The 12,369-nt window shown below is 43.1% G+C and carries 12 protein-coding genes and 1 pseudogene; 2 read left to right on the forward strand and 11 right to left on the reverse strand.

The window, feature by feature from the left end; genetic code table 11:
- Positions 1-42: 42 nt before the first annotated feature.
- Positions 43-1,215: a glycosyltransferase family 4 protein gene (locus C6P39_RS25570; RefSeq protein ID WP_330407127.1), complete on the reverse strand. Its 1,173-nt coding sequence runs from the start codon at positions 1,213-1,215 to the stop codon at positions 43-45.
- Positions 1,216-1,437: 222 nt separating this feature from the next.
- Complete coding sequence (locus tag C6P39_RS25575) at positions 1,438-2,856, reverse strand: sugar transferase (protein ID WP_104805628.1); 1,419 nt, start codon at positions 2,854-2,856, stop codon at positions 1,438-1,440.
- A 768-nt stretch (positions 2,857-3,624) separates the two neighbouring features.
- On the opposite strand from C6P39_RS25575, the gene C6P39_RS25580 reads away from it, so the two are divergent.
- Complete coding sequence (locus C6P39_RS25580; RefSeq protein WP_104805629.1) at positions 3,625-3,951, forward strand: helix-turn-helix domain-containing protein; 327 nt, start codon at positions 3,625-3,627, stop codon at positions 3,949-3,951.
- A 420-nt stretch (positions 3,952-4,371) separates the two neighbouring features.
- Here the strand turns inward: C6P39_RS25580 and C6P39_RS28810 are convergent, their stop codons facing one another.
- The 8 genes and pseudogenes from C6P39_RS28810 to C6P39_RS25615 form a co-directional block, all read right to left on the reverse strand.
- The gene (locus C6P39_RS28810; RefSeq protein ID WP_408608525.1) at positions 4,372-5,133 is read right to left on the reverse strand and encodes a 4Fe-4S binding protein; all 762 of its coding nucleotides are present in this window, start codon (positions 5,131-5,133) and stop codon (positions 4,372-4,374) included.
- Positions 5,125-5,817: pseudogene (gene trmD / locus C6P39_RS28815) on the reverse strand (tRNA (guanosine(37)-N1)-methyltransferase TrmD); the annotation flags it as partial. The gene C6P39_RS28810 and the pseudogene trmD, both read right to left, overlap by 9 nt.
- A 64-nt stretch (positions 5,818-5,881) precedes the next feature.
- On the reverse strand, positions 5,882-6,391 hold the full coding sequence (gene rimM / locus C6P39_RS25590) for a ribosome maturation factor RimM (RefSeq protein ID WP_095173243.1): 510 nt from the start codon (positions 6,389-6,391) through the stop codon (positions 5,882-5,884).
- A 228-nt stretch (positions 6,392-6,619) separates the two neighbouring features.
- Entirely contained in the window at positions 6,620-6,850 is a 231-nt protein-coding gene (locus tag C6P39_RS25595; RefSeq protein WP_018597481.1) for a KH domain-containing protein, read from the reverse strand.
- A gap of 21 nt (positions 6,851-6,871) precedes the next feature.
- Entirely contained in the window at positions 6,872-7,117 is a 246-nt protein-coding gene (gene rpsP, locus C6P39_RS25600; RefSeq protein ID WP_095172687.1) for a 30S ribosomal protein S16, read from the reverse strand.
- Between the two features lie 35 nt (positions 7,118-7,152).
- On the reverse strand, positions 7,153-8,499 hold the full coding sequence (gene ffh, locus C6P39_RS25605; RefSeq protein ID WP_104805630.1) for a signal recognition particle protein: 1,347 nt from the start codon (positions 8,497-8,499) through the stop codon (positions 7,153-7,155).
- Between the two features lie 3 nt (positions 8,500-8,502).
- Positions 8,503-8,847: a YlxM family DNA-binding protein gene (ylxM, locus tag C6P39_RS25610; RefSeq protein ID WP_095172685.1), complete on the reverse strand. Its 345-nt coding sequence runs from the start codon at positions 8,845-8,847 to the stop codon at positions 8,503-8,505.
- A gap of 163 nt (positions 8,848-9,010) precedes the next feature.
- Entirely contained in the window at positions 9,011-10,384 is a 1,374-nt protein-coding gene (locus C6P39_RS25615) for an MFS transporter (RefSeq protein WP_104805631.1), read from the reverse strand.
- A 343-nt stretch (positions 10,385-10,727) separates the two neighbouring features.
- Between C6P39_RS25615 and C6P39_RS25620 the strand changes: the two genes are divergently transcribed.
- Positions 10,728-11,378: a TetR/AcrR family transcriptional regulator gene (locus C6P39_RS25620; RefSeq protein ID WP_104805632.1), complete on the forward strand. Its 651-nt coding sequence runs from the start codon at positions 10,728-10,730 to the stop codon at positions 11,376-11,378.
- A gap of 153 nt (positions 11,379-11,531) precedes the next feature.
- Here C6P39_RS25620 and larE read toward each other — a convergent pair whose 3' ends face one another.
- Entirely contained in the window at positions 11,532-12,368 is an 837-nt protein-coding gene (larE, locus tag C6P39_RS25625) for an ATP-dependent sacrificial sulfur transferase LarE (protein ID WP_104805633.1), read from the reverse strand.
- Position 12,369 lies beyond the last annotated feature (1 nt).

Below are 12,369 nucleotides of genomic sequence, written 5' to 3' on the forward strand. Positions count from 1 at the left end.
CAAACTTTTTACTCTCAAGTTACCATTAATAATTTCATTTATTCACCCTCTATATAATTCCAACGTTTTCTCAACAACACCATCCCAACAATATTTACTGCATATAAAATCTGCTGCTTTATTTTTATATGCTGCTACCATTGTTTCGTCATCACATAGGCTTTGCAATTTCTTGTGAAGTTCTGTAACAACAGACTTCTTGAATACTAAAGCCCTATCTTCAACCACTGAGGCACACTCCTCTATGTCGGAAACCAAACAGCAATTCCCATAACTCATTGCTTCCAATAAACTGAGAGGCATTCCTTCAAGATCACTAGGCAATGTATAAATATATGCGTTGCTATAAACCTCGTCCAATTCCTGTCCCCGGATAAACCCAGTAAAGAGAATTCTGCTATCATTTTCTGCCATTTTTTTTAGTTCATTTGTAAACTCTTCTGTATCTGAGCTTCCACCAGCAATAACAAGCTTTTTGTCTGTTTTTACGTTCTTAAATGCTTCGATTAAATATCTTAATCCCTTTTCAGGAACTAGCCTCCCCAGGAATAAAATATAACTATCTTTCTCAAGGCCATACTTTTGTTTGATAATATCGGCTTCTCTAATCTGAGGTCTCACAACTCCATTCGGAATAAATCTGGTTTTTCTTCCGTATGTCTTCATAAAATAATTTTGCACCCCTTCAGAAAGAACAATAATTTCATCTGCATATTTTACTGCACATTTTTCTCCCAGCATGATATATGTACTTGCGAATTTTCCCCACTTAGCTCTTTGATGATCTAATCCATGAATAGTAGCTATACATTTCTTTCCGAACAATTTAGGAAACCATAACATAGCACATGGCCCTTCAGCATGAAAATGCACTACATCGTACTTACCGAAAGCCGCGCAAAATGCACCTGCAACTGACGCTGTCATAGCAGCAAGTCCCTTTTTATTTAAAGTAAAAACTGATTTAAGCCTAACGCCTTTATAATCAGTTAATTGGTCACAATCAAATTCTTTACCACTTACGTGATGTCCTTTACGGTTATAACATGTAACATTATGTCCAAGTTTAACCATTCTAGTTGCTAATTCCTCTACGACAATCTCAATGCCACCCTCCCTGGAAGGGATTCGTTTATGGCCTAACATAGCAATGCTCAGATTCTTTTTATAGCCAGTTTTTAAAATGTTATCCCTTTTCGAGTTTTTACCCGCCATAATTAATAATTTCTCCCTCATATACTACTTGATGTAGAATGAAACTCACCACTTTCGTGATCTTGTTCTTATTTTGGAACTTTGTATCTTTTTGAATATCATAAAAAATAGAAGATATGTCATCTAACCATTGCAGCACTTCTCTTTCTTAGTAATTAAAACATTTTCAAATATATCTCTGTTAATTAATTATTATTATTACTTATCTAAATTGTTTGGCGACTACATCGACCCCTCCCCTCTAAAAACAACCACAACAGTCCTCCACAACAATTTTAAATCCAACCCCAAACTCCATTCAGTTATATACTCCGTATCCAACTCCACAACCTTCTCAAAATCCGTAATCTCACTTCTCCCACTAACCTGCCACATCCCAGTGATCCCCGGCTTGATCGCCAGTCTCTTCCTATGATGCACCTCATACTTCTCCCACTCATCCACAGTCGGCGGCCTTGTCCCAACCAGGCTCATATCTCCCTTCAGCACATTCCAGAACTGCGGAAACTCATCCAGAGACGTCTTCCGGATAAAGTTCCCAATCCCTTTAATGATCCTGGGGTCATTATCCATCTTAAACATCAGTCCATCCTGAATCTTATTCTTCTCCATCAATTCCTTCTTCCGCGCCTCAGCATCCATATACATAGAGCGGAATTTATAAATTTTAAATTTCTTCCCGTTTTTCCCAACCCGAATCTGCGAAAAGAACACCGGTCCCGGAGATTTTATCTTAATAATTGGCGCAATAAATACAGTCAGCATCCCTGTTATCAGCACACCGACCAATCCCCCAACAATATCCATAGCTCTTTTCAAAAACATATCTCTCGGTGAAGCCATCTTAATACTGCTGGAAAGCACCGTATATCCGGCCATCTTCTCAACAATCTGGTTATTTCCCAGCACTTCCAGTTTAGCCAGCTTCATATGTATCGTCACGCCCATACTAGCGCAGCTCTTTATCATCTCATTTGGTATAACCGTCTCTTCAGAAGGATTAAAAAACACTTCATCCACCCAGTTCTTCTGGATATAAGAAACCATGCTGTCCTTATCCGCAACAACAGGTACCCCCAGGATCTTTTTGCCGGTCATCTGCACATCTATGATCGCAATTCCATCCAGGTATAAACTTTCAAAATTATTTCTCAGGATCGTTTTCACAACTTCAGAGGCCACATCTGCAGACGTCACCAGCAGCAGAGAACGCTTCCCTTCCTGCCTGTCGACTCTTCTCTTAATATTTTGTTTCCAAGCCAGCCTTGTAACATAAGACAGCACAATATAAATGCCCCACATGCTGATAAAAATAACACGGGAATATGTAGAGGATTGTTTTACAAAAAACAGATACACCAGCATGGTAGCTATAATATAAGTCACATGTTTAAATACAGCCACAAACTCTTTAAAATAGCCTCTCCTCAAAATGCCACTGTAGCTTTCATTGAAAAATACAACAACGAAAAAGATAAACAGCAAGATGATCTCCACGTCACGATAATTGTCATCGGATAACCGAAACATCTTTCCGTTTCTAAAGACATAACTCAGCAGAAATGAAACTTCCATACAGATTAAATCTAAAATGATAAAATCCAAATGTTTTAACCAACTACTACCATTCTTCTGATACATAATGAACTCCCAAATCCCTCAATGATTTTGCCGCATTTTTGCAGCATTTGGCAGAATTATTTTACACGATTATCCGAAAACTTTGCACGTTCAATCCAGCCGTATAGGAAAAGCTGTACACTCCACCCTGTAGTAAAATGAAAACAATCGCTTTCAACAAGGAGCGCCAGCCAATAATCTCTTATTTATTCCTTTGTTCCTGTACATTCTAACGTGTTTGACATATTATGTCAAGCAACGAACTGCATCTTTTTCTGTACATTTGCTTTCAGATTAACCAAAAATAATCTCAACTAGTTTCTTTTTTTCTTTATAATTCCAAAATATAACCATATAACTTTAAGTTTTTCGGCTTTTTTTGCTATAGTCCATAAATATTCACTCCTTAATTGATAAAAAGAACACAACAAAATATTTCCTCTACATTTTATCAAAGTATTATTAAAGGATTATAAGGATATCCTCCTGCCATAATATGCTTATATCTCTTCCAGCATTTGACATTACACCTTAAAAATACATTTCTTTCGACGGACCATACGCATAAAAAACAGCACTTTCCGTATCCTACTATAATAACCCCAATAAAAAGTGCCTGTAAAAATATAACATTTAATTGTAACTTAGATTTTATCGTCTTACAGCGGTAATGAAAACGAACCTTGAGCACATATTTTATCTCCTTGCAGTTCATTTTTAACCATTTTATTTCTGGTATCGTAGTCAAAGGGATATTTTCCCATTAAAAAATATACGGAGGATGTAAAAATGAATGAACTAGATAAACTAAGTATAGGAAAAAGGATTTTGCAGCAACGGGAGCTGCTGGGATATACACGGGAAGAACTGGCGGAAAAGGCAGATATTACGCCCCGCTTCTGCTATGATCTGGAGCTGGGGCAAAAAGGAATGTCCGTGAGCACTTTGTGTAAACTCAAATCTGCTTTACACATAAATATTGATTATTTGTTGTTTGGTGAACAAAAAAATCTAAATGATTTAGATTCTATTAAAACATTGATAGAAACCTGCCCTCCGGATAAACTCTCACATTTACTTGACATCATCACTTCTTACTTAAAGGCAGTGAACTAAGCGCCGCATTCTTTATGGACACAGACGAAACCATCTCCTTCTACCGGTTCCAAAAAATTTATTGTAAATATAAATCCGCCTGATTATCTGTCTAATATTCCTATTACTGAATAAACATCCCATATTTGCAATATAATATATATTAGAACGTTGTATTCACAAAAATCATGAAAAGAAGGGCTGGGTTTATCGTATGATCGTTTTTATCGCTGTATCGTTCCTGGTCGGCTCCATGTTCGGCATTCTGTTAATGTGTCTGGTTCAAATCAATCGGCTTAACCAAGACCCAGAACCCGGCAGCAGCCTTCCGGATGACTATTCCGATTCTAAACTGTAAAGCAAATGAAAATAGCAGACAAGTTCCATAAAAAAGCACTGGAAGCAAAGTACCAACACTATGCCTCCAGCGCTTTTATTTTCTTAAAAGCTTTCTATTTCCCGTCTCTCCATAAAATTGGATTCCAGATATTTCTCAACATCCCCGCAGTCATAACTCCTGGCCTCGGCGGGACAGACTTTTGCACATCTCATGCAGTTGATGCACAGACTCTCATCCACCGCATAAGTCTCCTTATCAATGGCTGCTGCGGGACATTTCTGTACGCATGCCTGACATCCGCTGCATTTCTCAGCATCCCAGAATTTTGCCACCGGTTTCATCTGTTTTGGTTCCGGTTCAGCAGCCCCGGGAAGTTCTATCTGTTCATGAAAATCTTCTTCCAGACGTTTTTTCACTGTCACAGCAAATCTACGGAACTCCTGTATATCTGACTCATCCGGCCGCCCCTTGCCCAGCTTCCCGGAATATATATGTGGAATGACCGGCGCAATGGCTCCGATACAATAAAATCCTCTATCCTCAAGTATTTTCCGCATCTGGGCAAGTGTATTGTCATAATGCCGGTTTCCGTATGCTGCCATAAGAATACACGGTGTATTCTCCCCATGCAGATTTGTAAACAGTGCTTCATTCAGCCTTGGCAATTGTCCGCCGTACACGGGCGCTGCCGCAAGCAGCAGATCCTTCTCTGAAAAATTGTGTTTCTGTTTTCTCAGTTTCCTTCTGGTCAGATCCAGATACTGCGGATTTTGTGACAGCATACCTGCCAGGATTTCCGCTGCGCCTTTTGTCCCTTCCGTGGGACTGAAATACGCCACAGTCAAAGTCTTGTTTTTCTCCATAAGATCCGGTCTCCTTTCTTTTGTACGCCTCAGAGACTGTTCCCATCTCCAGGCTTCAATTTTATTATGATCACCGGTCAGCAGAACTTTTGGCACTTTCTTGTCATGCCAGGTCTCAGGCCGTGTAAAATGAGGATATTCCAGCAGGTTATCCTGCATGGATTCAAACTGGGCGGATTCCTCATTGCTCAATACACCTGGCACAAACCGCGAGATAGCGTCTATCATGACCATAGAAGCCAGTTCCCCGCCGGTAAGTACATAATCTCCAATGGAGACATAATCCGTCACAATCTCTTCTAAAACCCGCTCATCTATCCCTTCATAATGACCGCAGAGGAAGATAAGCTCCTCCTCCTGGGCAAAATCCTCCACCATAGTCTGGTTAAAGACCTTCCCCTGAGGCGTCAAATAAATACAGCGTGGCTTCCTGCCCTTTCCCGCTGCCAGAGATTTTTCGGCAACGGAACCATAGGCCCTGCAGACCGGCTCTGCCTGCATGACCATGCCGGCTCCCCCGCCATATGGATAATCATCAACTCTGTTATGTTTATTATCGGAAAAGTCCCGGATATTGACAGTTTCCAGCGAAATATGTTTTTCTTTCATGGCACGGCCTATTATGCTGGTATCCAGCCCCTGCCGCACCATATCCGGAAATAAGGTCAACACATGAAAATTCATAGCATTCTCCATTCCGCTGCCTGTTGGCAGCACAAATAGTAACATCTCCACCCAAATCGGCTGTCTAATCCAGAAGCCCGTCCATCAGATGTATTTCCATCCGGTTCTCCTCAACATCAATATCCAATACACATTCATGGATCGCAGGGATCAGCACCTCTTTCCCTTCCTCCGTCTCCACAATGTAAACATCATTGGCTCCGGTCTCCATCACATCTTTCAGTACGCCAAACTTTTCCCCGTTTTCCAGGTATATATCAAGTCCGATGAGGTCCGCAATATAATACTCATCCTCCTCCAAAGGAATGGCCTGGTCTCTGGTCACATAGAGGCTTCTACCTTTGTATTTCTCTATATCATTGATATTGTCAATCCCTTTGAATTTCAGGATCGCATACTGTTTAAAATACTTGACATTCTCAATTTCCAGCTCCATATATTCCCTGCCTGTATCCAGCAATACACTGTCCAGGTCCTCAAATCTATGCACATCATCAGTGGTGGGAAACACCTTGACTTCCCCGCGGATCCCGTGGGTTGTGGTGATCACACCTGCCTGTAATAAGTCTTCCATTATCGAATTCCTTCCTATTATAAAGATATCACGTTATCAGAATAAAGAGTCCGGCTGTATGGACTCTCACACCGGACACGGCCAGCCGCGGCCATTTTCCTTTGTAATGAAAAAAAAGGGGGCTGGTGCAGTAAAATTTACCGCGACAGCTCCCGCTTACACAGAACGGATAAAATCCGTCGTATTCCTCACCTGCGCCGGAATTCCGCCTTTCGGCGGCCGGTTCAGTTATTGTAAAATATCTACGACTACTTTCTTGTCGCTTTTGGAAGATGCAGCTTTCACTACGGTACGGATTGCCTTGGCAATTCTACCCTGACGGCCGATGACTTTGCCCATGTCTGCCGGAGCCACTTTCAACTCTACCAGAACGGCATTGTCCTCTTCTGTTTCCGTTACCGCAACTTCATCCGGATAATCTACAAGAGACTTTGCAATTACTTCTACTAATTCTTTCATCACAAGCTACCTCCCGGAATCCTATTTTTCGATACCAGCTGCTTTGAAGATTTTAGCAACAACTTCTGTAGGCTGTGCACCGTTAGCCAGCCATTTTTTTGCTGCCTCCTCGTCTACTTTGTAAACGCTGGGATCCTGGTTCGGATCGTATGTTCCAATCTCCTCGATGAATTTACCATCTCTCGGGGATCTGGAATCTGCAACGATGATTCTATAGAAAGGAGCTTTTTTCTGTCCCATTCTTCTTAATCTGATTTTTACTGCCATCTCTTTCACCTCCTGGCTTATTTTTCTTCTATATGTTAAAAGGGAAGTTTGAATTTTCCTCTTTTACCACCTTTACCGCCCATGAGTCCGGGCATCTGTTTCATCATTTTCTTGGCCTGTTCAAACTGTTTGACCAGACGGTTGACTTCCGCCATATCCACACCTGCACCTTTGGCGATCCTCGCCTTTCTGGATGGGTTCAGGATCTCCGGATGAGAGCGTTCTCTCGGTGTCATGGATAAGATCATGGCCTCTTTTCTTGCCATATCTTTCTCGTCCACCATGCTGTCAATATCTTTCATCTGACTGCCCATACCGGGTATCATATTCAATACGCTGGATAAACCGCCCATATTCTTCATCTGGTTCATGCTTTCCAGATAGTCGTCAAAACCAAAGGAATTCTTGCGGAATTTCTGTTCCATCTCCTTGGCTTTTTCTTCGTCCAGGTTTGCCTGGGCCTTCTCGATCAGGCTCATTACATCGCCCATTCCCAGAATACGGGATGCCATACGGTCCGGATAGAACTGCTCCAAATCCGATAGTTTTTCTCCCATACCCACGAATAAAATGGGTTTCCCTGTGATCGCCTTGATGGATAACGCTGCACCGCCTCTGGCATCGCCGTCTAATTTGGTGAGGATCACCCCATCAATACCGACTTTCTCTCCAAAGGTTTCCGCCACATTTACCGCGTCCTGACCGGTCATGGCATCTACTACCAACACGGTCTGATCCACTTCGATGGCTTCCTTGATGTTTGCAAGCTCTTTCATCATGTCTTCATCTATATGAAGACGGCCTGCAGTATCCAAGATCAAAACATTGAATTTTTCTTTTTTTGCATGTTCGTAAGCTGCCTTGGCAATATCCACAGGGTTCTGTTTATCTCCCATGGAGAAAACTTCCACGCCCTGCTTTTCCCCGTTCACCTGTAACTGGGTGATGGCTGCCGGACGGTACACGTCACATGCTGCGAGGAGAGGTTTGCGTCCTTTTGACTTCAGCTTTCCGGCCAGCTTCGCTGTTGTGGTGGTTTTACCTGCACCCTGGAGACCGGCCATCATAATGACTGTTATCTCGCCGCCCGGCTTTAATGCCAGTTCTGCAGTCTCGCTGCCCATCAGATTGACCAGCTCTTCATTTACAATCTTGATCACCATCTGGCCCGGATTCAGTCCTGACATGACATCAGCACCTACTGCCCGCTCCTGAACGGATTTCATAAATTGCTTTACCACCTTGAAGCTTACATCAGCTTCCAGAAGCGCCATTTTTACTTCCTTCAGCGCTGCTTTTACATCAGCTTCGGTCAGACGGCCTTTTTTTCTCAAGTTTTTAAATACATTCTGAAGTTTATCGGTTAAGCTCTCAAATGCCATCTGCTATAACTCCTCTAATATTTCCTGGGAAATGTGTTCCACTTCTGTGACCAGTTCCTGTTTGCTCATGGCCTCACAGTGTCCGGTCAATTCCCGGATGCGGTGGATCTTTTCCTTGATACTCACAAACTTCTCCACCAGATGCAGTTTGTCCTCGTAATCCTGCAGGATCTTACCGCAGCGTTTCACATTGTCGTGAACACCCTGCCGGCTGATTCCCAAATCTTCGGCTACCTCGCTCAAAGAATAGTCATTCAGCACTACATCCTCGTATATTCTGCGCTGGTGCTCGGTTAGGAGCTCACCATAGAAATCGTATAGTAAAGTCTGTTCAACAATTTTTTCCACTCATCATCACCTTGTGTATCATACAACATCTTTTTCATGGTGTCAAGTATTTTTTCTTGACATCTTTCTGATTTTTTCTAAAAAACAGGATTGTTATAACCGTTCACAGGCATCCTCAACAGCAATAAACTGTTATCCGCCTGTTTTTTTTGCATCTCAGCATTTAATTTCCACTTTTCCTCTCTTCCAGTTCCTCCCGTATCCTATCCATCTTCTTCTGACTCAGGTCATAGAACAAAAGCAGTACTGCCCCCAGGATCAAAAGTCCCGCCGGAAGTCCCATGGAAATGACACGAATGCCGTGTATAACCTGCTGTGTCGGCTCCGTGTTCGCCACATATCCCACGATGGACAGGCCAAAACCGGCAATGGCTGTGCTGAAAACCGCAGCTATCTTAATGGAAAGCTGGAACATGGAAAAGTAGAGGCCCCTGGCATTCTTCCCGGTCTTCCACTCGCCATAATCCACCGTATCAGCATACATGGATGTATTCACCACATTTCCCCAGGAGTATCCAATGTATCCCACAGAAATAAGTGCGATAATGGCTGTGACACTGCTGCTGAACAGTATAGCCAGGATCATTCCTGCTGCCAGTATGAGATTTCCTGTGATATATGCGTTTCTCTTGGATAAAAACTTTGTGACAAAGGGCACACTGCTGGCTCCCACAAAGGCCAGGATATTGACTATCCCGAAAAACGGTGCCGCGCCATTGATATCGTGCACCACGTATTTAAAGAAATAAGGAAACATGGCGTACATAACCAGCATACTTAAAATACGGGCCACATCTGTTAAAAACAGCAGCATCAGATTTTTGTTCTTGAAAACCAGCCCCAGCATTTCTCCTGTCTTTAAACTGTCTTTTTCACCCGCTTCCCCGGGAATGCTCCGGATATCTTTTCCCTTTGAAGCATATACCAGATTTCCGTACAGCAATACACATACTATGCCTGCTGCTATGGCTGACATAAAAAATCCCCTGGCATTCATCTCCTTGCTCCCGCCCAGCATGGTTATCATAGGGATCAGAAGAAATCCTGCCAGACATTTCCCCAGAGCGTTGCCCTGTCCCCGGAAAGTGGAAAGCTGCACACGCTCTTTCTGGTCATTGGTAAGGGACGAATTCATGGATGTATATCCCGTGTAAGCAATATTCGTGGAAATGCAGAATACAGCATAGACAATGCAGGCCAGAACCGCCTTCGCCGGCATGGAAATACTGTTGTTCAGAAACATGAGCGCATTCGTGATAAAAATAAGCGGCGCCCCGATGATCAGCCAGGACCTGTATTTCCCCCACTTCATATGACTCTTTTCGATCACAGCCCCGATGACCGGCGGGCTGCAGCTGTCAATGATCCTTCCAACCATCATCAGCGTCCCGGCTGCTGCCGCCGTGATCCCGGCCACGTCTGTATAAAACATGAGCAGATACGTGTTCGACATGGTAACCATAAAGATAAATCCCAAATCCGCAAGGCCGTAAGAAACCTTCAGATACCCCCCGAGCCTCTCTTTTCTTTCTCCCATCTTATCCTCCTTTTCCGCACAGTCGCCTGTTTGTCCTTCTCCGATTAATTTTGAATAAATTGTATTTTATATAATATTCATTGTAACAGTTTTTCGTTGTAATGTCCACGTAATCTGTGATATTATGTAAAAAAGATGTAAAAAGGTTACTGTTCACAGGCCACTGTACCGGGAGGCGTTTTCATGCCGGATGCATGAAAATCCCGAGGCAGCAGCGCGATATGAGACAGAATGCTCCATATCTGTGCATCGCGAAGTGTGTTACTGGACACGGAGTAAACAGTAACGTAAAAAATTTCTGGTCACGGAGTGAAACGTAACACAGAAAATAAGGGGGGATTTCATGCAGTATGCCAATGGGATCATGACAAAGGAAATGATTTATCAGACTGCGCGGGAGCTGATGTACGAAAACGGATACAAAAAGACCACTTATCAGATGATAGCCCAAAAAGCCGCTGTACCGGTAGGGCTGGTCAATTATCATTTTAAAAAACAAGAGTTGCTGAACCGAATATATATGGATTATCTCCATCAAATAAAGGATTTCATTGCCAGTCAGGTTGAAGGGCTTCTGGACAATGAGCTGCAGGCGCACATGGTGCAGTCTAATATTATGATGATGCAGATCTTCAGTGATCCGCACATTCTCTGTTTCCATCTGGAAGTCAATGAGAGTGACTTGGTTCCCGTCGAATTTCATCAGGCAGTCAGAAAAAAACAGGTGGAGATCCTGAAATATTTCCATGTGGATATTACACCCGAATCTTATTATTGGTGTGCCACCGCAGAGTACGGTGCAAGACGTGAATTAATCTTACAAAATAAAGACGTGGATTTAAGAAGCAGCGATTTCCAACGGCTTTTAGACTTGCTTCCCACCATAGCGGTCCGTATTGCAGGATTAAGTCCGGTGATCATTCAGCAGAATCAGAAAAAAGCCAATGAAATATTTGCCGGACTGGATTATTCCCATATTCATATGCTGCCCTGATACATAACTGCAGGATGCAGGACAAACGCACAATGAGGGTGCTGCGAAACTTTCCGGTTTCACAACGCCCTCATTTTAGAGATATTTTATATTTTCTTTTCCATAGAATATATAATATACCATTTTTTCCCTGTCTGCAAGCAGAACCGTATTTTATTTTTCGACTTTCCTTTCCTGCAGCGTCTCATCCATGCTGCCGCTGCGGAATCCTTCCATATCCAGGGTGATATAAGAAAAGCCCATCGCTTTTAGTTTCTCTGTAATTTCCTCCCGTTTTGCTAAAAAGGCAGCAAAATCTGATACGGGAATCTCAATTCTGGCAACATTTCCATGCAGGCGAAGTCTCACCACGGAAAACCCTGCCTCTTTCAGATAAGTTTCCCCACGCTCAAGCATCCTTAAAAGTTCCGGCTGCAAATCCGCCCCATAGGGAAGCCTGGTGGCCAGACAGGGGGCAGCCGGACGGTTTGCCACGGATATTCCCAGTTTATGGGCAAGGCTTCTCACCTCCTGTTTTGTCAGGCCCGCCTCGGCAAGGGGACTTTTTACACCCAGCTCCCCCACGGCCTTCAGCCCCGGGCGGTATACATGCAGGTCATCTTCATTGGTTCCCTCCAGAACCGTCGCTGCGTGGACCTTTTCAGCAAATGCCATCAGATTTTCAAACAGCATTTTCTTACACTGATAGCATCTGTCCACCGGATTGTGCCTGATATCCGAATTCTCCAGCTCATTGATAAATATCACCTGGTGGATAGCCCCCATCTCTTTCGCCACTTCTTTTGCGATTTCCAGGTCGCAGGAAGGATGCAGGACCGTGTCAAAAGTCACTGCATATATTTTTGTGTCCTTTTGGGCACAGTCCACAGCCACCTTGAGAAGAAGACTGCTGTCCGTGCCGCCGGAAAAGGCGATACATACGTCCTCGCCGGTATATTTCTTCATAATAGAAAATAAGGTTTCTTCTTTCTCTGTAAATTTCTGCTCCATT

Source organism: Blautia marasmi (genome assembly GCF_900258535.1).
GTDB classification, from domain to species: Bacteria; Bacillota; Clostridia; order Lachnospirales; family Lachnospiraceae; genus Blautia; species Blautia hominis.